General features: G+C 71.2%; 17 protein-coding genes. 10 read left to right on the top strand and 7 right to left on the bottom strand.

Annotated features, from left to right (window positions below; translation table 11 throughout):
- The first annotated feature begins 8 nt into the window (after nucleotides 1-8).
- The 5 genes from AB0P24_RS04680 (at nucleotide 9) to AB0P24_RS04660 (ending at nucleotide 6726) form a co-directional block, all read left to right on the top strand.
- Nucleotides 9-662 (top strand): adenylate kinase, encoded by a 654-nt coding sequence (locus tag AB0P24_RS04680; protein ID WP_365790740.1) that lies wholly within the window; start codon nucleotides 9-11, stop codon nucleotides 660-662.
- On the top strand, nucleotides 659-1033 hold the full coding sequence (locus AB0P24_RS04675; RefSeq protein ID WP_365790739.1) for a DUF485 domain-containing protein: 375 nt from the start codon (nucleotides 659-661) through the stop codon (nucleotides 1031-1033). The genes AB0P24_RS04680 and AB0P24_RS04675 overlap by 4 nt, the downstream gene beginning before the upstream one ends.
- A complete protein-coding gene (locus AB0P24_RS04670; protein WP_365790738.1) occupies nucleotides 1030-2622 on the top strand; it encodes a cation acetate symporter in 1593 nt (530 codons plus the stop codon). The genes AB0P24_RS04675 and AB0P24_RS04670 overlap by 4 nt, the downstream gene beginning before the upstream one ends.
- 282 nt (nucleotides 2623-2904) lie before the next feature.
- Complete coding sequence (locus tag AB0P24_RS04665) at nucleotides 2905-3111, top strand: hypothetical protein (RefSeq protein WP_365790737.1); 207 nt, start codon at nucleotides 2905-2907, stop codon at nucleotides 3109-3111.
- 3 nt (nucleotides 3112-3114) lie between these two features.
- On the top strand, nucleotides 3115-6726 hold the full coding sequence (locus AB0P24_RS04660) for a SpoIIE family protein phosphatase (protein ID WP_365790736.1): 3612 nt from the start codon (nucleotides 3115-3117) through the stop codon (nucleotides 6724-6726).
- Nucleotides 6727-6931: 205 nt separating this feature from the next.
- Here AB0P24_RS04660 and AB0P24_RS04655 read toward each other — a convergent pair whose 3' ends face one another.
- Nucleotides 6932-9535: a PA14 domain-containing protein gene (locus tag AB0P24_RS04655; RefSeq protein ID WP_365790735.1), complete on the bottom strand. Its 2604-nt coding sequence runs from the start codon at nucleotides 9533-9535 to the stop codon at nucleotides 6932-6934.
- Between the two features lie 158 nt (nucleotides 9536-9693).
- Between AB0P24_RS04655 and AB0P24_RS04650 the strand changes: the two genes are divergently transcribed.
- From AB0P24_RS04650 to AB0P24_RS04640, 3 genes are all read left to right on the top strand, one after another.
- Nucleotides 9694-10707, top strand: a complete 1014-nt coding sequence (locus tag AB0P24_RS04650; protein ID WP_365790734.1) for a LacI family DNA-binding transcriptional regulator — start codon at nucleotides 9694-9696, stop codon at nucleotides 10705-10707.
- 146 nt (nucleotides 10708-10853) lie between these two features.
- Complete coding sequence (locus tag AB0P24_RS04645; protein ID WP_365790733.1) at nucleotides 10854-11075, top strand: hypothetical protein; 222 nt, start codon at nucleotides 10854-10856, stop codon at nucleotides 11073-11075.
- A gap of 150 nt (nucleotides 11076-11225) precedes the next feature.
- A complete protein-coding gene (locus tag AB0P24_RS04640; protein WP_365790732.1) occupies nucleotides 11226-14528 on the top strand; it encodes a TIM-barrel domain-containing protein in 3303 nt (1100 codons plus the stop codon).
- A gap of 124 nt (nucleotides 14529-14652) precedes the next feature.
- Here the strand turns inward: AB0P24_RS04640 and AB0P24_RS04635 are convergent, their stop codons facing one another.
- From AB0P24_RS04635 to AB0P24_RS04615, 5 genes are all read right to left on the bottom strand, one after another.
- Complete coding sequence (locus AB0P24_RS04635; RefSeq protein ID WP_365790731.1) at nucleotides 14653-15264, bottom strand: sulfocyanin-like copper-binding protein; 612 nt, start codon at nucleotides 15262-15264, stop codon at nucleotides 14653-14655.
- On the bottom strand, nucleotides 15261-15536 hold the full coding sequence (locus AB0P24_RS04630) for a hypothetical protein (RefSeq protein ID WP_365790730.1): 276 nt from the start codon (nucleotides 15534-15536) through the stop codon (nucleotides 15261-15263). The genes AB0P24_RS04635 and AB0P24_RS04630 overlap by 4 nt, the downstream gene beginning before the upstream one ends.
- A gap of 279 nt (nucleotides 15537-15815) precedes the next feature.
- Nucleotides 15816-16694: a universal stress protein gene (locus AB0P24_RS04625; RefSeq protein ID WP_365790729.1), complete on the bottom strand. Its 879-nt coding sequence runs from the start codon at nucleotides 16692-16694 to the stop codon at nucleotides 15816-15818.
- A 580-nt stretch (nucleotides 16695-17274) separates the two neighbouring features.
- A complete protein-coding gene (locus AB0P24_RS04620; protein ID WP_365790728.1) occupies nucleotides 17275-17673 on the bottom strand; it encodes a (2Fe-2S) ferredoxin domain-containing protein in 399 nt (132 codons plus the stop codon).
- Entirely contained in the window at nucleotides 17670-19661 is a 1992-nt protein-coding gene (locus tag AB0P24_RS04615) for a heavy metal translocating P-type ATPase (RefSeq protein WP_365790727.1), read from the bottom strand. The genes AB0P24_RS04620 and AB0P24_RS04615 overlap by 4 nt, the downstream gene beginning before the upstream one ends.
- Before the next feature lie 137 nt (nucleotides 19662-19798).
- Here AB0P24_RS04615 and AB0P24_RS04610 point away from each other — a divergent pair, with 137 nt between their 5' ends.
- Both AB0P24_RS04610 and AB0P24_RS04605 read left to right on the top strand, forming a co-directional pair.
- Nucleotides 19799-20188 (top strand): metalloregulator ArsR/SmtB family transcription factor, encoded by a 390-nt coding sequence (locus tag AB0P24_RS04610; RefSeq protein ID WP_365790726.1) that lies wholly within the window; start codon nucleotides 19799-19801, stop codon nucleotides 20186-20188.
- 266 nt (nucleotides 20189-20454) lie between these two features.
- Nucleotides 20455-20637, top strand: a complete 183-nt coding sequence (locus AB0P24_RS04605) for a hypothetical protein (protein WP_365790725.1) — start codon at nucleotides 20455-20457, stop codon at nucleotides 20635-20637.
- Nucleotides 20638-20724: 87 nt separating this feature from the next.
- On the opposite strand, the gene AB0P24_RS04600 is transcribed toward AB0P24_RS04605, so the two are convergent.
- Complete coding sequence (locus AB0P24_RS04600) at nucleotides 20725-21330, bottom strand: class I SAM-dependent methyltransferase (protein ID WP_365790724.1); 606 nt, start codon at nucleotides 21328-21330, stop codon at nucleotides 20725-20727.
- Nucleotides 21331-21414: the final 84 nt, after the last annotated feature.

The following is a 21414-nucleotide window of genomic DNA, read 5'->3' as shown; positions in this document are numbered from 1 at the left end:
GAACACAGATGCGTATCGTTCTGATCGGCCCTCCGGGTGCGGGCAAGGGCACCCAGGCCCGTGTCCTGGCCGGCCTTCTGTCCGTCCCGGCGATCTCCAGCGGGGACCTGTTCCGCGCGGAGACCAGCCGCGGCACCGCCCTCGGTGAGCTGGTCCAGCGGCACACGGACGCCGGTGAGCTGGTGCCCGACGAGCTCACCGCGGCCATCGTCACGGGGCGCCTGCGCGAACCCGACGCGGCGGACGGCTTCCTGCTCGACGGCTTCCCCCGGACCGTACGGCAGGCCGAGCTTCTGGAGGAGACCCTGGGAAAGGACGGGACCGTGATCGACGCGGTGCTCGCCCTCGACCTGCCGGACGACGAGATCGTGCAGCGGCTGACGGGCCGGCGCATGTGCCCGGCGTGCGGGACGACCGTGCACACGGTGTTCTCCCCGCCCCGCGTCCCCGACAGGTGCGACGGGTGCGCGGGCCCGCTCGTCAGGCGCGCCGACGACACCGAGGAGACCGTTCTGCGGCGCCTCGCGCTGTACGCGGAGCAGACGGTCCCGCTGCTGCGGTGGTACGCGGCCCGGGAACTGCTGTTCCCCGTGGACGCGGCGGGTACGGTGCGGGAGGTCTCCGACCGGATGAGCTCGGCCCTGGCGGCGGTGACGCGGTGAACCCGGTCCCCCGGCCCCCCGCGCACCACGAAACGGGCGACGCCCCGGCGACGGCGGCCCCCTACGGGCCGCCGCCCGCGGACCTGCGCGAACTGCGCCGCCTGCGCCTCGCCTTCGGGACGCGGGCGTCGGTCACCGTCGTGGGCGGCTATCTGCTCGTCATCCTGCTGTCCGGATTCGCGCCGGGGCTGATGGCCGCCGCGCTGTGGGGACATCTCACCTTCGGACTGACGTCGGGTCTTGCGCTGTTCGCCGCGCTGTTCTTCACCGCGTGGCGCTACGACCGGCACATGCGCGCCCGGTTCGACCCGCTCGCCGGCAGACTCCGCGCGCACCGCGACCGTACCGGCGCCGGAAGGGGTGAGCGGTGACCACCGCCTGGGGCGTCATCCCCCTCAACCAGGTAGGGCTGCCGCTGGTCCTGTTCCTCGTCTTCCTCGTCGTCACCATGTTCACGGCCATCGTCAACAGTCCCCACCGCGACGAGGTCAACGAGTTCTACCTCGGCAGCCGCACGCTGTCACCGCTGCGGTACGGCATGGCGATGTGCGGTGACTACCTCTCGGCCGCGACGCTGCTGGGCAGTACCGGCCTGGTCTGCCTGACCGGCTACGACGGCCTGCTGTACCTGGTGGGCACCGCCATCGGCTGGATCACGGTGCTGCTGCTGATCGCCGAACCGCTGCGCAACACCGGCCTGTTCACCCTCGGCGACACCGTCGCCCTGCGGATGCGGGACCGGCAGCGGCCGGTCCGGCTCGCCATCGGGGTCTGCGCCCTCGTCGTGTCCGTCCTCTATCTGGTGGCCCAGCTGTCGGCGAGCGTGGCTCTGCTGACCCAGTTCACCGGGATGCCCGGTGGCGCCGCGCGTGCCCTGTGCGTGATCATCGTCGGCTGCCTCGTGGTCTTCTACGTCGCGGTCGGCGGGATGCCCAGCACCACGTTCATCCAGGTGGCCAAGACCGCGCTGCTGGTGGTCGTGACCCTGGTGGCCGTCGTCCTGGTGCTGAGGCGCTTCTCCTGGAGCGGCGACGACCTGCTCGGCGCGGCCGCCGCGAACAGCGGTCACGGGGACGCCTATCTTCGGCCCGGCCTGCGGTTCGGGGTCAGCACCACCAGCAAGCTGGACTTCCTGAGTCTCGCGCTGTCCATGGCCCTGGGCGTCGGAGGGCTCCCGCACATCGTCATGCGCCTGCTGTCACCGGGCACCGCACGCCAGTTGCGCACGGCGGTGCTGTGGACGGTCGGCCTGGTGGGCGCCGTGTGCCTGGCGCTCGGCATCCTGGGCCTGGGCGCGGCCGCGGTCGTCGGCACCGACACCGTCAGGGCCGCTGACTCCACCGGCAACTCCGCGGTGCTCCTGCTCGCTCAGTCGATGGGGGGAACCCTGCTGGTGGCGGCCTTCTCCTGCCTCGTCTTCGCCACGATCCTCTCCGTGGCCGCCGGCGTCACACTGGCGGCGGCCTCGGCACTGGCCCACGACGTGTACGCGCACGGCATCCGCAAGGGCCGGGCGGAGGACCGTCAGGAGGTCGCCGTGGCGCGCCTGTCGGCCGGCGCGGTCGGCGTGCTGGGAATCTTCATCGCCCTGCTGGCCTGGGACTGGAACGCGGCCTCACTCGCCTTCCTCGCCTTCGCCATCGCCGCCTCGTCCCTCGTGCCGACCATCGTGTACACGCTGTTCTGGCCCCGCTTCACCGCGGGCGGCGCGCTCCTCGGTCTCTACGGCGGCCTCGGCTGCTCCGTGCTGCTGGTCGCCTTCAGCCCGCTCGTCTCCTCCACACCGACGTCACTGCTGCCCTCGGCGGACTTCGCCTGGTTCCCCCTGCAGAACCCGGGCATCGTCGCCATCCCGGTCGGGTTCCTGCTGGGCTGGCTCGGCACCGTCCTGAGCTCCAGGACGGCAGACGTCGCCACGTACCGCGAGTTCGAGGAGCGCTGCCTGACCTCCGTCGAGTGACGCGGGGACGCCGGCAGGGTGCTGGGCGCCGTCGAAGGAAACGCGACGGCGCCCGGGCCGCGACCCTCACCGCCCGGTCCGGTCCGCTCCCCCGCCCTCTTCGGATATCGCCCGGTCAGGTGCCTCGCGCAGGCCCCGGAATCTGCGGTAGCGGGCCTCTCGGTGCCGTGTTGAACTGAGCACAGCGCGCGTCAGTACGGCGCCGATCGACGCCGCGGTCCGGCATCGGTCGCATGCGGGCACATGTCGCACCTCGCGGCATCGAGGATGTGGAGGCGGCTCATGGCGGAGTCGCGAGACGACGAACAGCTCGGTCTGCGCCTGGCCGCCGTGGCGGCGTTGGGGTTCGTGCTGATGGTCCCGCCGTTCCTGGCGCGGTTCGACCGCATGGGCCTGGTCTTCGGCGTTCCCGTTCTCGCGGCTTACCTGTTTCTCGTCTGGGCGGTCGTGATCGGTCTGGTCGCCGTGATCGGCGGCAGATCGGGGTAGGCCGTGCTCCAGACCTGGTTCATCGCCGCGGTTTCGGCCGGATACCTCGGTCTTCTCTTCGCTGTGGCCTTCTACGGTGACCGGCGGGCGGATTCTGGTCGGAGCATCATCAACAACGCCACGATCTACGCACTGTCCTTCGGCGTGTACGCCACCTCGTGGACGTACTACGGCAGCGTGGGCTGGGCCGCCAGGGCCGGAGTCGGCTTCCTGCCGATCTACCTGGGTCCGACGCTCATGCTGGCGCTGGGCTGGCTGGTGCTGCGCAGAATCATCCGGATAAGCCACCGGCACCGGATCACCTCGCTGGCCGACTTCGTCTCCGCCCGTTACGGCAAGAGCACCGCGCTGGGCTGTCTGGTGACCGTCATCGCCGTGGTGGGGGTCGTCCCCTACATCTCGTTGCAGCTAAAGGCGGTCTCCATCACCTTCGCGGTCATTCGGCGATACCCCGTCACCTCCAGCCCGAAGCTGAGCCATATCCCGCTGCTACAGGACACCGGGTTGTACGCGGCACTGGTGCTCGCCGCGTTCACCATCGTCTTCGGCACCCGCCATCTGGACGCCACCGAACGCCACGAGGGCATGGTCGCCGCCATCGCGTTCGAGTCGGTGGTCAAGCTCGTGGCGTTCCTCTCGACCGGGATCTTCGTGGTCTTCTGGATGTTCGGAGGGTTCCACGACCTGTTCTCCCGGGCCGCGGGCGCCGGCCTCACCACGCTGTTCACGCTGCGCGAGCAGACCGGCTACGGCACGTGGGTCTGGCTCACGGTGCTGTCCATGCTGGCGATCGTGCTGCTGCCCCGGCAGTGGCAGATCAGCGTCGTCGAGAACGTCGACGAGAGGCACCTCAGACGGGCGATGTGGCTGTTCCCGCTGTATCTGCTCGCGATCAGCATCTTCGCCCTTCCCATCGCGGCCGGCGGGCTCCTGCGGTTCGGAAGGGCCGTGGACGCCGACACCTATGTGCTGACCCTGCCGATGGCCGGAGGCCAGCAGGCACTCGCACTTCTCGTCTTCATCGGCGGCCTCAGCGCGGCCACCAGCATGGTCATCGTCGAGACGACCGCGCTCAGCACCATGGTGTCGAACTCACTGGTGATGCCGCTGCTGCTGCGCAGCGGGTCCCGGGTGACGCACCGGGACAACCTCGCCGGGCTGGTGCTGGGCATCCGCCGGGCGACCATCGTGCTGGTCCTGCTGCTCGGGTACGCGTACTTCCGGGTTGCGGGCGAGCAGACGGCACTGGTGTCGATCGGCCTGGTGTCGTTCGCGGCCGTGGCACAGTTCGCGCCCGCCATCCTGGGCGGCCTGTTCTGGAAAGGCGGTACCCGCCGGGGCGTCCTGGTCGGCCTGGTGGCGGGGTTCGCCGTGTGGGCGTACACCCTCGTGCTGCCGACCTTCGCCGATGCCGGGTTGCTGTCCGCCTCCTTCCTGCGGGAGGGCCCTCTCGGCTTGGGGCTGCTCCGGCCACGGCAGCTGTTCGGCCTGGCGGGAATGGACCCGATCAGCCATGCGATGTTCTGGAGTGCGCTGCTGAACTTCGGCGGGTATGTCGCGGTCTCCCTCGCGGACCGACCGGACGCCGCCGAGCGGGCGCAGGCGGAACAGTTCGTCGACATCCTCGGAGAGCCTGTCAGGGAGCGGCGCTGGCAGGTCCGTGCCACGGTCGGTCAGCTACAGACCCTGCTGGAGCGCTTCCTCGGGCGGGAGGGCGCCCTGCGGGCGTTGCGCTCCTACCCCGGAAGGAGACCCGACTCACTGGCGGCCGAAGCGCCGCCGGAGCTGGTCCAGCACGCGGAAGCCCAGCTCGCCGGTTCGGTGGGCACCGCGTCCGCGCGGCTCGCGGTCGCCGCGGTGGCCGGAGAGGAGGAGCTCGGCACCGAAGAAGTGATGGAGATGATCGGTGAGGCCTCGCAGCGGGTCGAACTGGTCCGCTGGCGGCTGAAGCTGCTCTACGACGCGACCGGCGGCATCGGCACCACCCTCGATGTGACCCGCACAGCCGAAGAGCTGACGCAGGTCGCGGTTCCGCGCTTCGCCGACTACGTCACCGTCGACCTGGCCGAGTCCGTGCTGAGCGACGCGGAACCGGAGATAAACGGCACGGGCACCGGCAGTCAGCGGATGCGGCGCGCGGCCGTCAACGGCATCCGCGACAACGCTCCCTTCATCCCCGTCGGCGACCTGATCACTTACGGGCCGTCCACACCACAGGCCCACAGCGCCGAGAGCGGGCAGGCGGTCCTGGTACCTCGTCTGCGTGATGCCACGCGATGGATGGAGGTGAGCCCCGCGCGGGGCTCCCGCATCATCGACTACGGGATCCATTCGCTCATCACGGCGCCGCTGTCCGCCCGCGGCGTGCTGCTGGGCGTCGTCCACTTCTGGCGCTCCGAGAAGCCCGAGCCCTTCGATCAGGACGATCTCTCCCTGGCGGCCGAACTGGCCACCCGGGCCGCCGTGTCCCTCGACAACGCACGCCGCTACACCCGCGAGCACGGCCTGGCCGTGGCGCTACAGCGGAGACTGCTGCCCCACACGCTGCCCGAACAGAACGCCGTGGAGGTCGCGTCCCGTTACCTCCCCGCAAAGGCGGTCGGCGGCGACTGGTTCGACGTCATCCCGCTGCCGGGCGCCAGGGTGGCGCTGGTCATGGGCGACATCGTCGGGCACGGACTGCACGCCGCGGCCACCATGGGGCAGCTGCGCACCGCCGTGCACAACTTCTCCACCCCCCTCGACCTGCCGCCCGACGAACTCCTCAGCCACCTCGACGAGTTGGTCACCCTTATCGACAAGGACGCGATAGCGGCCGGCGACCGGACCACCGTCACCGGCGCCACCTGCCTGTACGCGGTCTACGACTCCGTGTCCGGCACCTGTTGCATCGCCGGCGCCGGCCACCTCGCGCCCGCGCTCGTACACCCCGACGGGACGGTGGAATTCGTGGACGTGCCGTCCTGCCTTCCCCTCGGCATCGGCGGACTGCCCTTCGAGTCCACCGAGTTGCGTCTGTCCGAGGGCAGCATGCTGGTCCTGTTCACCGACGGCCTCGTCGAGCGCCGCGACCTGGACGTCGACGCCGGGCTCCGGCTGCTCCGCGAGACGCTGGCGCACGCGGACCAGTCCCCCGAGGAGACCTGCGACGCGGTGCTGGACGCCCTGCTCCCGAAGCTCCAGAGCGACGACATCGCGCTGCTCGTCGCCCGTACGCGGGTGCTGGGGCCCGGGCAGGTCGCCGAATGGGACGTGGAGAGCGACCCCGCCGCCGTTCGCCGCGTACGCGCGGCCGTCTCCGCCCGGCTCCTGGAGTGGGAGCTGGAGGACCTCGTGTACACCACGGAACTGATCTGCAGCGAACTGATCACCAATGCCATGCGCCACGCCACCGGGCCGATCAAGGCGCGGCTGATCCGCGACCGTGCGCTCATCTGCGAGGTCTCCGACCACAGCAGCACCTCGCCGCATCTGCGCTACGCGGCCAGCACGGACGAGGGCGGACGGGGCCTGTTCCTCGTGGCCCAGTTCGCCGAGCGCTGGGGCACGCGCTACACCAAGGACGGCAAGGTCATCTGGGCCGAGCAGACGGCGCCGGGAACGCTCGGCGGCTGACCGGGACCACGACCGTGAGGTAGGCGCCCTCATCACCGTGTCAGTGCGAAAGATCATCCTTCGGTGCCGTCCGCGTGGTTGCCGGACGCCGGAAGCGCGGTCCGCCCGCCGCCGCTCGGACGGCGGGTGGACCGCGCCTCTTCCCGTGTTCACCGCGGGGCGCTCGGCACGGCGCGCAGGGGTGTCGGCCGAGTTCGGGCGGGTGTCAGGCGCACCCGGCCGGGGTCGCCCGCGACGCGTCGTCGATCAGCGCCTGCTGGGCCGCCCTGAGCCGTGTGACATCGGGCTTGACGACCTTGCGGTCGTAGGTCAGCAGGCCGTTGAGCTCGCCCTCGACGTCCGAGATCTGGGTGTAGACCGCGCCGTTGCCGCCCTGACAGGCCAGCGCGTGGACCTCGGAGAGCTTGGTCAGGTAGTCGTCGGTGTAGGTGGCCGGGTCGACGTCCACGTACGACTGCTGCACCGACCAGGCGTGCCCGGGCACGCCGAGGCCGAGGCCGCCGTACTCGCCGCTGACCAGGGCGCGTCGGCCGTCGGGGTGGGGTGGCAGGGCGGGCGAGGGGTAGCCGTGCTCGTCCATGATGTCGCCGGTGCCGCCGTCGGCCCCGAGGTTGAGCCCGGACATGGAGTTGACCAGCCGGGTCGGGTCCCAGGCCTTGGCCTGGTCGGCGATACGGGCCATGTCGTACTGGCCCCACCCCTCGTTGAAGGTGACCCACATGATGACGGACGGGCTGCTGATGTGCTCGTCGATCATCTGCCGCATCTCACGCTCGTACTCGGCGCGGGCCGCGGCACTCGGGTTCACCCCGGCTGCCATCGCGGGCATGTCCTGCCACACCAGCAGACCCAGCCGGTCGGCCCAGTAGAACCAGCGGTCGGGCTCGACCTTGATGTGCTTGCGCACCGCGTTGAAGCCCATCTTCTTGTGCATCCTCAGGTCGTAGGCCAGCGCCTCGTCGGTCGGCGCGGTGTACAGACCGTCGGGCCAGAAGCCCTGGTCGAGGGTGGCCATCATGAAGACGGGTCTGCCGTTGAGGACGGTGCGCGGCACGCCGTTCACCTTCTCGACGGCGATGGAGCGCATCCCGAAGTAGCTGCCGACGCGGTCGGCGCCGACGTTCACCTTCAGGCCGTACAGGAACGGGTCGTCCGGCGACCACAGGTGCGGCTTGCGGATGTGCAGGGTCAGGGGTGTGCCGGTGCGGCCGACGACGGTGGCCACCTTGTGCTTGCCCTCGTACGCCGTCGCCGTGACCGGCACGCCGTCGCGCACGCCCCGCGGCTCGACGGTCAGGGTGCCCGCGGCCACGTCCGGGGTGAGTTTGAGGGAGTCGACGTGGTCGGTGGCGACCGGTTCCATCCACACCGTCTGCCAGATGCCCGAGGTCGGGGTGTACCAGATGCCGCTGGGGTCCAGGCGCTGCTTGCCCATGGGCGGGTTCTCGCCGTTCGCCGCGTCGGTCGGGTCGTAGACGCCGACGATCAGTTCCTGGGTGCGGCCGGGCCTGAGGGCGTCGGTGACGTCGGCGCTGAACTTGTCGTAGCCGCCCTGGTGTTCCGCGACCCTGGTGCCGTTGACGTACACCTCAGCCTTCCAGTCGACGGCGCCGAAGTTCAGTTGCAGGCGCCTGCCGGAGCCGATCCTCCAGCCGGACGGGACGGTGAAGGTGCGCCGGTACCACATGCGGTCCTCGTGCCGTTCCAGACCGGAGAGCTGGGACTCGACGGGATACGGGACGAGGATCCTCTCGCCGAGGTTCTTGCCCACCGGCGGCTGCTCGCCCGCCTGGGCCGCGGCGAACTGCCAGGTGCCGTTGAGGTTCTGCCAGGCGTCGCGCGTGAGCTGGGGCCTCGGGTACTCGGGGTGGGCGTTGCGCGAGGAGACCTGATCGGCCCACTTGGTGCGCAGCTCGTAGGTGGACCTGTTGGCGCCGCTGCTCCAGAAGGCGCTGACAACGTTGCCGTCGGTCCTGGCCAGGCCGCCCTTTCCGTCGTAGCGGACGTCGGCTGTGCCGCGCGCGGTGCCGGTCTTGTTGCCCACGACCGGTTCCTTCAGGGCGACCAGCACCGTCCTCGGGTCCGCGGGGTCCGACACGGCGTCGCCCAGCGGCCACTTGGCACCGCCGATCACCGCTTCGAGGTGGTCGGTCAGGCCGGCCGGGGGTGCGGCGAGCGGCTGCGCGAAGTCGAGCTTGAGGGTACGGCCGGTGCCCAGGACGGTGGTGGCGACGGCACCGTCGTAGTCGAAGCCGTCGGGCAGCCGGAACGCCGACTGCGGGACGGCCTCCTTGCTGCCGCCGGGCTCGGTCCAGCGCAGATGGAGGTTGGAGCCGCCGTAGTGCTCGAAGTACTCGACCTTGATGTCGTAGGCCTGACCGGCGGTCAACTCTACCGGCTGGCCAGTCTGTTCGCGGTCCCAGTCGTCGACCCAGTGGTCGATGACCAGCGTCCCGTCGACCCACAGGCGGAAGCCGTTGTCGCCGATGATCGAGAAGGTGGTGGGACCGGTCTTCTCCGGCACGATCTTTCCGGTCCAGCGGACGCTGACGTCGTCCGACTGGCCGGTGGTGAAGGCGAGCCGGGGCTCGAGGTTGTCGAAGTCGAGGTTCGGGTCGAAGCCGGTCGCCTTGAGCTCGTGGAAGTCGAAGGCGCCAGGAGCGGACTGGGTGTAGTACTCGCCCTTGAGCCCGTGGATCTCCACGGGGTCGTCCGCCGCGGTCGCGACGGGCGCCGCGGCGAGTCCCGCGGCTCCCAGCACTGCGGCGAGCAGCAGGGCGAGGCGTTGTCCGAGAGGTCTGATGCGCACGAATCCTCCTTGACTGAGGAAGGGTGGCGGCTCGTTGCTTCAGTCTGTACAACGTTGGAAGGAACGGCAGTTGGCATGAGAGCACGGCTCCCGGTCGCTGTCCAGGGTCACGGCGAAGCCCCGTGGGCGGGACCGCCCATCGACGCTGAGGAGATCCCTTGCGGGTCAGCCTGAAGGACGTGGCGGAACGCGCGGGCGTTTCGATCAAGACCGTGTCCAACGTGGTGAACAACTATCCGCACGTCACGCCGGGGATGCGGGCCCGGGTGCAGGCAGCCATCGACGAGCTCGGCTACCGGCCCAATCTGACCGCGCGTCATCTGCGCAAGGGGCGTACCGGGATCATCGCGCTGGCCGTTCCCGAGCTCGGCAACCCGTACTTCGCCGAGCTGGCCGGCGCCGTGATCGACGCGGCCGCCGAGCACGAGTTCACCGTCCTGCTCGACCACACCCGCGGCGAGCGCGAGCAGGAGATCCTGGTCAGCCAGGGCTTCCGGGCCCGGGTGATCGACGGGTTGATCCTCAGCCCGCTGGCCCTGGAGGCCGAGGACCTGCAGGGGCGGTCCGGCGACGTACCGCTGGTGCTGCTCGGTGAGCGCGAGTACAACCTGCCCTTCGACCACATCGCCATCGACAACGTGGCGGCGGCCCGCTGCGCGGTGCGCCATCTGCTCGGCCGCGGCCGGACCCGGATCGCCTACCTCGGCGCACGCACCGACTCCGTGAACCAGCCCGCCCACCTGCGACTGGACGGCTGGCGCGAGGAGTTGGCGGCGGCCGGGGTGCCCGCGCCGGACAGCCTGGTGGTGCCGGTCGGCGGCTGGGACCGCGACGCCGGGGCGCGGGCGATGGCCGAGCTGCTGGACTCCGGCGTGCGCCCGGACGCCGTCTTCGCGCTCAACGACCTGATCGCGATCGGGGCCATGAGGGTGCTGCACGAGCGGGGCCTCAGGGTGCCCTGGGACGTGGCGGTGGTGGGCTTCGACGACATCGCCGAGGGGCGCTTCGGCGCCGTCACCCTGACCACCGTCTCGCCGGACAAGCAGGCCATCGCCAAGATGGCCGTCGCCTCCCTGCTGCGCAGCCTGTCGGGCCGCGAGGAGCCCGGCGGACGCGAACTCACCGCCGAGTTCAGGCTCGTCGAGCGGGAGAGCACCTTGGGGCGGCGGTGAACGAGATGTCGGACGGAAGGGTTTACAGGGTTTATCCAACGATGTAAGAACCTCCCCCGAACGACGCGCACGCCGAGTCGACCGCAAGAGCCGGCCTCCCCGAGGGCGCGCTCGGCTCATGGGGGCCGCGCCGTCCGGGGACTCCCGTGAAGCCCGTCGCACTGGTCCGTCACGCCTCCGCACGACACCTCCTCGCCGCCGGCCTCGTGACGAGCCTCGCGCTCGCGACCGGATACACCAAGTCCGAAGACGACTCCGGCACGGAGAGCCCCGCCTCGCGGCAGGACGACACCGGCCAGGTGGTCGCCTCGCCCGGCACCGCCACGGGGGCCGGACGCCCGCCCCAGGCAACAAATCAACTCCTCTGACAACGTTGCCTGTTACGGGCGTGGACAGAGGAAAGACAGCGTGGTGTCATTCCTGAGGACGCCTTTACATCGTTGCAGGCGCCCGGCCGCAGCTCGGGCGCAGTCGTCACCGCATGTCCGTTGCGCTCTCCAGAGCGCCGCCGTCGTGAGATGGAGCGTGCCGTGAGACCTTCATGGTCCAGATCATTTCGCAAGTTACGCAGACCCGCCGTGGTACACCTCGCGGCCGGTGCGGCGGTGGCCCTCTGCCTGGCCGCCCCAGGCGTCGCGGCAGCCGATACCGCGCACCGGCCGGCCCGCACCTCCACGGTGACGGTGCAGAACGCCCGGTTCGAGGTACTGTCACCGACGCTGATCCGGACCGAGTACGCCGGGGACAACCAGTTCGAGGACCGGCCCACTTTCAACGCGGTCGGCCGGGACTCCTTCACCCCGCCCCAGTACAGCTCGTCCGTCCGCGACGGGGTCCTGACCATCACCACCAGCGCCCTGACCCTGCGTTACCGGGTCGGCTCCGGTCCCTTCACCGCGGACAACCTGACCACCGAGTTCACGGCGGGGAACACACCGGTGACGGCGGCGCCTTGGCGCCATGCCGTCTGCGGCGTCGGAGCCCTGTGCGAGGCCGAGGACCAGGTGTACGACGGTCCCGGTCTGGCCACGGACCACGGCGGATACACCGGCAGGGGCTTCCTCGCGGGTTTCGAGGTCGACAACAACTCCTTCTCCGCGGACGTGCAGGCGCCGTCGGCCGGCTCCTACGAGTTCGCCGTGCGGTACGCCAACGCCGTCGGCAGCGACGGCCGTCACGAAACCCGTACCCTCAGCCTCAGCGTGGACGGCGGTGCCGACCGGACGTTCTCCCTTCCCGAGACGTCCGACTGGAACACCTGGGACGTGGCCCGCCTGCCGTTGGCACTCGGCGCCGGCCCGCACACCGTCAGGCTGCACCGCACCGCCACCGACTCCGGAGACGTCAACATCGACAGCCTCGCCCTGCTCAGTCCGGGAGCCACCTATCCCTCCCGGGAGCAAAGCGCGCTTCCCGGCTGCCGGTTCGGCACCAGTTGCGAGGCCGAAGACGCCCTGCTGTCGGGTTCCGCGACCATCGCCACCGACCACAGGGGCCATGCCGGCTATGGCTTCGCCGCGGAACTGAACCAGGGATCACGTGTCTCGGACCGGATCGTGGGCATACCCGATCACGGCACCTACCTGCTGCACCTGCGGTACGCCAACGGGACGGGCGGCGACGGGCTCCATCAGGCACGGACGGTGGACGTCGGCACCGGCAGCGGTGCCTCGCACACCCTCACTCTGCCCGCCACGGACAGCTGGGACAGCTGGCAGTCGGCGTCCGTGCCCGTGGAGTTGACGGCGGGCACCGACGAGATCACCCTGTCCTGTCCGGAGGCCACCAGCTGTCACGTCAACGTCGACACCCTCGCCCTGAGCCGGCAGGGTGAGCCCGCCCCCGCACCCCATCTCGCCCTGGGCGGCTACCGGCGCAGCCTGGACGGACTCAACGGCGACAGCGATCCCACCCCCTGGACCACGCCCGGACTCCTGCACCGCGACGGCTGGTACCTGCTCGACGACACACCCTCCGCGGTCTACGACACCGCCACCGAGAAGGCCTCCGCGCGCCCCGCGCACGGCGGCCGGCCCTACCAGGACGGCTACTTCTTCGGCTTCGGACACGACTACCAGCAGGGCCTGTCCGACCTCGCCACCCTGACCGGACCGTCGCAGCTGCTGCCTCGCTGGGCCTACGGCGTCTGGTACTCCGAGTACATCGACCACACCGCGAGCGACTACGAGAACACCATCCTGCCCGCGTTCCGTGCCGCCGGCGTACCCCTGGACGTGCTGGTCACGGACACGGACTTCAAGTCGCCCAACACGTGGAGCGGCTGGAACTTCGACCCGGCCAAGTTCCCCGATCCCAAGGCGTTCTTCGACTGGTCGGCCGGCCAAGGGCTGTACAACACCTTGAACGTGCATCCGAGCATCCTCGGATCCGACCCGCAGTTCGCGGCGGCCCAGAGCACGGCCAAGGGCAAGCTGCGCAAGGGCGGTTGTGCGGCCGGCCCGGACTGCTACGTCTTCGACTTCGGTGATCCCGACCAGCTGAAGGCCTACCTCGACCTGCACCGGCCGATGGACCGGGCCGGCAACGACTTCTGGTGGCTCGACTGGTGCTGCGACGCCTCGCGCTCCTCGCAGGCGGGCGTCACCCCGGACGCGTGGATCAACCAGAAGTACGCCGACCTCACCGCGGAGACCGGCAGCCGGGGCTTCGTCCTCTCCCGCGCCTACGGATCCCTGCAAGCCGGCGGATACAGCGGAGGAGTCGGCCTGCCCACGGGTCCCTGGGCCGACAAGCGGAGCACCCTGCACTTCTCCGGTGACACGACGTCGAACTGGGGCACGCTGCGCGCCGAGATCGGCTACACGCCCGGGGAGTCCGCCGCCACCGGCCTGGCCGCCGTCAGCCATGACATCGGCGGTCACAACGACCCGTACGGCATCCCCGGTTCGGAGACGTACACCTCCGACGGCCAGACCCACCGCACCACCAGACTGCCCGACGACCTGTACGCCCGGTGGGTGCAGTTCGGCACCTTCCAGCCCATCGACCGCCTGCACAGCAACCACAGCGACCGTCTTCCGTGGCAGTACGGCTCCGAAGCCCGGCAGTCGGCCGAGAAGTTCCTGCGGTTGCGCGAGTCCCTGGTGCCCTACACGTACACCCTGGCCCAGGAGGCCAACGCCACCGGCACCCCGATCGTGCGGCCGCTGTACCTTCAGTACCCGGAGGAGGACGACGCCTACGCCAAGGCGGACAGCGAGTACCTCTACGGTCCGGACATGCTGGTCGCCCCCGTCACCTCCCCCGGCACCAGCACCACCACGTCGGTGTGGTTCCCGCCGGGCCGGTGGACGGACTACTTCACCGGACAGACCTACACCGCGCCCGCGGGCGGCGCGACCCATGACGTCACGACCACACTGGACACCATGCCGGTCTTCGTCCGCGCGGGCGGGATCGTCGCCACCCGGTCCGACGACGTCCCCCACGACGCGCGGAGTCCGCTGGACAAGATCAGCGTCACGGTGGCCTCGGGAGCGTCGGGTGCCTTCTCCCTCTACGAGGACGACGGCATCAGCTCCGTCGCCGGACGCGCGGCGACCACCCGGATCCGCTACACCGAGCACAAGGACGCACATGTGCTGCGGATCGGGCCCGCCAAGGGGACGTTCCAGGGACAGGCCGGCCGCCGCACCTGGACCGTGTCCTTCCTCGGGGTGGAACAACCCCCGCGGCAGGTCGTCGCGGGCAGTGCACAGTTGTCGAAGTCGGCATGGCACTGGGACGCCGACCGTCATGTCCTGCGGATCAGCATGTCCTCGCACAGCATCCGCGGCGCCATGACCATCGGGTACCGGTAGCGGCCCGGCAAAGCCGAAGGGGTCCCGCGCGGCCGCCGTCGCGCGGGACCCTGCGCCGTCACCAGAGCCAGGACCTGACCTTGTCGGGCCGGCCGAACCGGGGCAGCGCCGCCGGCTCCTTCACTCACCGAGTGACGTCCAGCTCTGTGTACATCCCGGCCGCGTAGTGGCCCCGGACATTGCACAGCAGCTCATAGCGGCCCGGCCGCAGCGTCACCGTGGTCCAGGCCGCCGCACCGGGGGCGATGCCGTCTCCAGTACCGCTGCCGCAGGTGCGCGACGCCTCACCGAGGCTGCCTGCTTCCGATACCCGGCCGTCGGAGCCGACGGCACGTCCACCGACGGCCTGGCCCGCCGGCAGCGGCAACACGATCATCTCGTGCGCGAGAGTTCCCGCGTTGACAACCCGTATGGTCACCTTTCCCGCGGGGATCGTCGTGGGGCGGGCCACCATGCGCATCATGCCCATGCCGTACCAGCCGGGCCGGCCGTCGGCCGGCGCGGACCGGTTCGGGCCGCTCATCATGCGTCCCATGTCCCACACGGTCACATCGACGGCGCTGCCGTGCGCGGCCGGCGCACTGCATCGTGCGCTCTGTCCTCGCCAGGAGGCCGGTCCCGTCCGGTGGAAGGCGCCGGACCCGGCCATCAGACCGGTCGTGGCGACACCCAGCACCAGGGCCGCGGCACCAATGGCGATCGCCGACCGCACTCCTCGCCGGCGGTGCGCGTTCACCGGTGCTCCCGAAGCAGCGCGAGCCGTCGTTTGTACTCGTCCTCCTCGATCTCCCCGCGTGCGAACCGCTCGGCAAGCACGTTCTCGGCCCGTCGCTCCTGCCACCCGCCCTCACCGGACGGTGGAGGGGGGCCGGACTGCTGCTGACGCGCACCGGTGAGGTAGCGCACAAGTGCGACGAGCCCGACGATCAGGACGGCCCAGAAGAGCACCATGAAAACCGCCATGACGATCCAGCCGCCCCAGCCCCATCCGTCTCCGTACCACATCATGCCGATCACTTCCCTCGGCTGAATGCTCCAGTGCCACCAGGATGGATCAGTGAGACCTCGGCCGGTCTGGGCCACAGTTCCCGGATGTAGGGCCGGAAGACCCAACGGCCCACCCGGCTCCGCCGCCCACAGCCGTACGGAGGACCTTCGCAGGGCACGATGTTCCGCCCAGGCGTCCACCACCCTGGATCGTCGCCGTCACTTCGCGGCCGCCGTCGCCGGCGGCCGCCTCTCCTGACCGGCGCTGCCGCCGAATACCCCGGGAACGCGGGGCGGTGGTCACTCCTTGCCCCGGACCACCGCGACGGAGCAGTGCGCGTGATGCAGCAGGGCCTGGCTGACCGAGCCGAGCAGCAGCCCGGTGAAGCCACCGCGTCCCCGTGCGCCGGCCACGACGAGCTGCGCGTCATGACTCGCCTCGATCAGCGCCGGGCGGATCCGGGAGCGCGCCAGACGCCGCTCCACCGTGACCTGCGGGTAGCGCGTCAGCCACGGGGCCATGGTCTCGTCCAGCAGCCGTTGCTCCTCCTCGCGGAGCCGGTCGATGTCCACCACCATGTTCAGCGGGTCGGCCGGCCCCTCGTAGGCCCGTTCGCTCCAGGTGTTCCACACATGCAGGGCCAGCAGACCCGCGCCTCGCACCGATGCTTCGGCGAAGGCGAACTCGACAGCTCGTTCGCCCGCCGGGGAGCCGTCCACCGCCAGCAGGACGGGACCGTTCGGGTTCGGTGTGTCCCGCACCACCAGCACCGGGCAGTGGCCGTACGCGGCCAGATGCACGGCGGTGGAACCGAGGAGCAGGCTGCCGAACGCGCCGAGACCGCGGCTGCCCACCACGACGAGCGAAGCGGTGCGCGACTCGATCTCCAGCACCATCAGCGGCTCGCCGACCGTGACCTCGCGCGTGATGTCCACCTGCGGCGCGACCTCGCGTGCCCGCCGCTCGGCCTCGGCCAGCGTGCCGTCCACCAGCTCGCGCACCCCCGCCCTGGCGGGATTCCAGGGCGCTCCGCCAGGTGGTGGATGGATCGAGGGCCACCCAAAGGCGTGCACCAGCCGCAGGCCGACCCCGCTCAGCGCCGCCTCGCGTGCCGCCGTCCCGACCGCGTCCAGGCTGGACGGTGAGCCGTCGACTCCCACCACGACCGGTTTCGTCATGCCGTGCCTCCTCACTGTGACGACTTCGCGCCGGTCTGCCCGGCTCTCGTCCATCCTCCGCCGCCCTGCCGGGCGGCGCAGCGGCTCCCAGATCCGGCCCCCGTCCTCAGACTGGAGACCGCACGCGGCGGCGCACCGGTCAGCCCCTCCCCGAGCAGGACCGAGACGGCGGCCGGTATGTCGTACCCCGTCGGCCGGCCCCGGGAAGACCCATGGGCCGACCGGGCCGGCCCGGCGCCGAGGCGGGACCGGGGCCGCCGTGGCCGCACTCTGCCTGATCGCTCCGGCCGCCGGGACGCCGGGCTGCCGGGCTGCCGGGCTGCCGGGCTGCCGGGCTGCCGGGCTGCCGGGCTGCCGGGCTGCCTGCGGTACGACTGTGGCCGGCCCGGAGCCCGCGGTCATGGCACGAACACGAGCACACCGATCCGCACGACGGCCAACCCCACCGCACCGGTGCCGTACACGCCCCCCGGATGGCGGCACAGCCGCGGCCGCCTCGCCGACAGCCGACAGCCGAAAGGACCACCGACCCGGAGGCGGGCGAACCGGGTCCCTCCTCGGCCGGGACAGACGCGGGTGCTCAGTCCTCCACGCCCTGTCGCACACGCCGTGACGGGGCGAACTCGTACAGGTCCAGGACGGCGGGCGGGTCGGCGAGTCCGGGGCCTCCGGCCGCGACCCAGTCGGCGATGTCGGACGTCGCGTCGGGGTCGTTGACCAGTCCGAGCCAGACGGGTCGTCCGCCTGCGGCCCGGCCGGCGGAGGACGGCTGGACGACGATGACATTCGCCTGCGCACAGGAGTCCAGGCAGTTCACGGCCCGGACCCGGGCGAGTGCGCTCAGTTCGGACTTGAGCGTGGCGAGCTGGGCGGCGTGATCGACACCGGGGATCTTGTCGGTGCCGCAGCAGCAGCCCCGGCACACGGTGACCGTGCACCGGGGCTCGCCCTGCGAAGCGGGTACCCTGCGGCGGCTCATTCGGCGGCCCGCCGCCAGGCCGCTTCACGCAACAGGCGCAGTCCGTTGAGACCGACGATGACCGTGGAACCCTCGTGACCGGCCACGCCGAGGGGCAGCGGCAGGGTGCCGATCAGGTCCCAGGCGACCAGGCCGGCGATGAAGAGGCCCGCGATCACCAGGTTCTGCACGACCAGCCCGCGGGCCCGCCGGGACAGCGCGATCACGGACGGGACCGTACGGAGTTCGTCGCGCACGATCACCGCGTCGGCGGTCTCCAGCGCGAGGTCGGAGCCCGCCCGGCCCATGGCGACGCCGGTGTGCGCGGCGGCCAGGGCGGGCGCGTCGTTGACTCCGTCGCCGACGACCAGCACCTTGCGGCCGCTGTCTTCCAGTTCCCGTACGGCGGCCACCTTGTCCTCGGGCAGCAGTCCGGCCCGCACGTCATCGATACCGACCCCGGCGGCGAGGCGCGCCGCGGCCCGCGGGTTGTCTCCGGTCAGGAGAAGGGGTGGCGATCCCACGAGAGCGGTCAGCGCGGAAACGGTGGCGTCCGCGTCGGCACGCAGCCGGTCGGCGATGCCCAGCAGCCCGGCCGGAACGCCGTCGACGGTGACCACGACGGCGGTCCGGCCGCCGTCCTCCAGTTCGGCGGCGACCACCGCGGCCCTCGCGGATCGCGGGTCCCCGGCCCCGGCCCGCGCCCCGGCGAGCAGCCGTGCCGGTGCCCCGACGGAGATCTTCCGGCCACCGGCGGTCGCGGTGACCCCGACGCCGGGTGTGGAGGTGAAGTCCTCCGCGACCGGCAGGGCGAGGCCCTTGGCCCGGGCCGCCTCGACCACGGCGCGGGCCAGCGGGTGCTCGCTCGGGTGCTCGGCCGCGACGGCGAACGCCAGCAACTCTCTCTCGTCCAGCCCGGATCCGGCGAGCGGGCGGATGTCGGTGACGTGTGGGGTGCCCTCGGTCAGCGTGCCCGTCTTGTCCAGCGCGACCGCGTCGACCTCGCCGAGCCGCTCCATGACCACCGCGGACTTGACCAGCACGCCGTGGCGTCCGGCGTTGGCGATCGCGGACAGCAGCGGAGGCATGGTGGCGAGGACGACCGCGCACGGCGAGGCGACGATCATGAAGGTCATCGCGCGCAGCAGGGAGCCGGTCAGCGCGGCGCCGAAGGCGAGCGGGACGAGGAAGACGGCGAGGGTCGCGGCGACCATGCCGAGCGAGTAGCGCTGTTCGACCTTCTCGATGAACAGCTGGGTGGGCGCCTTGGTCTCGGACGCCTCCTCCACCATGCGCACGATCCGGGCGATCACCGAGTCGGAGGCGTCCCGCTCGACCCGGACGCGCAGCGCCCCGGTGCCGTTGAGGGTGCCCGCGAAGACCTCGTCGCCCATCGTCTTGGTGACCGGCAGCGGTTCGCCGGTGATGGTCGCCTGGTCCACGGCGCTCGCGCCGTCCAGTACGCGGCCGTCCGCGCCGACCCGCTCACCGGGCCGCACGAGGATCGTGTCGCCGACGGTCAGCGCCTCGGCGGTGACCGTTTCCTCGTCCCCGGTCGCCGTCAGCCGCGTCGCCGTGGCCGGTGCCAGATCGAGCAGACCGCGTACCGAGTCGGCGGTGCGGGCGGTGGCCAGCGCCTCCAGGGCGCCGGAGGTCGCGAAGATGACGATCAGCAGCGCGCCGTCCGTGACCTGCCCGATGGCCGCCGCGCCGAGGGCGGCCACCACCATCAGCAGGTCGACGTCGAGGGTCCTGTCCCGCAGCGCCTGGAGCCCGGCCCAGCCCGGTTCCCAGCCGCCGGCCGCATAGGTCAGCGCGTACAGCGGGCCCCAGGCCCAGGCCGGGGCGCCGGTCAGCTGAAGGGGCAACGCCACCAGGAAGAACACCAGAGCGGCGAGAGCCCAACGGGCCTCGGGCAACGCGAGGACGCGGGTCCTGCGGGGCGTGGTGCGCTCTCGCGCGGGCGTGTCCTGGCCGCGGGTCGGCGGGGCGAGGGTGGAGGAGGTCATCGGAGCGGAAGTCCTTCACGACGGGCGGTACGGCGAGGCTGCGGGCACCGTATGCCTCGGCTCCGCACCCCCACCGTACAGGACTACATGAAGACCCATTCATGCGTTCATGTCTACGGGTCCGTAGGATGAAGCCCATGGGCCATGGAGCTGACGCCGAGAACACCACCGCCGCCACCGTGCGCGAGCGACTGGAGACCGTCGGCGCCACCGACGTGGCCACCACACTCCAGGCGCTCGCCACCCCGTCCCGGCTGCGCATCCTGGCCCGCCTCCAGGAAGGCCCGTGCGCGGCGACCGAACTCGCCGACGCCGTCGGCATGGAACAGTCCGCCTGCTCCCACCAGTTGCGCCTGCTGCGCAACCTCGGCCTCGTCACCGGCGAGCGCCGCGGCCGCTCGGTCATCTACGCCCTCTACGACAACCACGTCGCCGAACTGCTGGAGCAGGCCCTCCACCACGTCGAGCACCTGCGCCTCGGCCTGCGGGATGCCCCGGCCACCGCGGAGGTGGCCGGGGCCCGCTGAGCCTCACACGGACACTGCCACCACGGCACAGCGAGAAGGGGGCTGAGGAGCATCCGTGCCAGAGCGTGCGCCGAGCGTTCGTCGGCCCTGGCGGGCAGCTGACGGGGTGTCGGTCACGGGGCCGGTGTGAAGCTGTTTCACGGCGTGGAGCGCTCGGCACCGCTCCGGCGGGCTCGGGTGCGGTGGTGTGCGACGAGCCCCCTGACTCCTGCGGAAAAGAACCCCCCTTGCGCCCGGGAAGCTGTCGCGCAGGAGGGGACTTCCCGATGCCCTCTTCGCCCTGCCTCCCGCGCCGTGGTCGCCACCCATCTCTGCCCGGCGACCCCGCGGTCGTCCCGGACGCGACCTGGCGCCGCCTGCTGCGCGCCGGCGCGGCAGGCGCCGGCTACGGCGGCCGCATGGTCCTCGGCGCCGATCTGATGCGGCTCCCCGTGAAGCGCAGGAAATGAACGGCCGCCCCCGAGAGAACTGCTCACGGGCTGCTCGGAGAAGCCTGTGGCCGTGTGGCCATGGTGGTCAAGATGTCGGGCGATCCCTCACCGGCGGTGGACGCTGACGGCATAGCCGCCGCCGTCGTAAGGGGCCGCGTCCCAGGTGGCGAAGCGGTCCACCAGGGTGAGGCCGGCCGCGGCGCAGCACTCGTCATACTCCGGCAGGGTGATGCCGGGCGGCACCGGCAGGTGGGCCTCGTCCAGGCCGAAGCCCGCGACCATCAGACCGCCCGGGCGCAGGGCCGCGGCCAGGCGCTTGACCACCGTGGCCTCAGTGCCGGCAGCGAGCAGCGGGAAAACGTTGCCCGCAGCGACCACGAGATCGAAGTCCGCCGCGAGGCCGAGCGGGGCCGGCTCGAACTCGGCCAGATCGACCTGGAACCACGGCAGGCCCGGCGCCTGCTCCTGCGCCACTGCGAGCATCGACGCATCAAGATCCACCCCGACACACTCATACCCGAGTTCCGCAAGCCGGATCATGACCCGCCCGGTCCCGCACCCGGCGTCCAGCACCTGCGCTCCGGCAGGCACAAGCGCTGCGCAGAACCGCGCCTCACCGTGCACGTCCTTCCCGCTACGGGCCAGAGCCGCGAACCGCGCGGCGTAGCCCTGCCCGGACATCCCCCCGGTCAACTCCTGCCAACGACTCATGTCGAGAACTATAGGTCGACCGCGTGCCCCCGCATCCGGCCAGGCCAGGCAGGGTGTCCACGCTCGGGCACCAAGACGGAAGGG

Origin of the sequence: Streptomyces sp. NPDC086519, from assembly GCF_040686075.1 — a bacterium.
Classification (GTDB): domain Bacteria; phylum Actinomycetota; class Actinomycetes; order Streptomycetales; family Streptomycetaceae; genus Streptomyces; species Streptomyces shenzhenensis.
The sequence above is the reverse complement of the archived record's forward strand: the minus strand, read 5'-3'. Positions and strand labels throughout refer to the sequence as shown.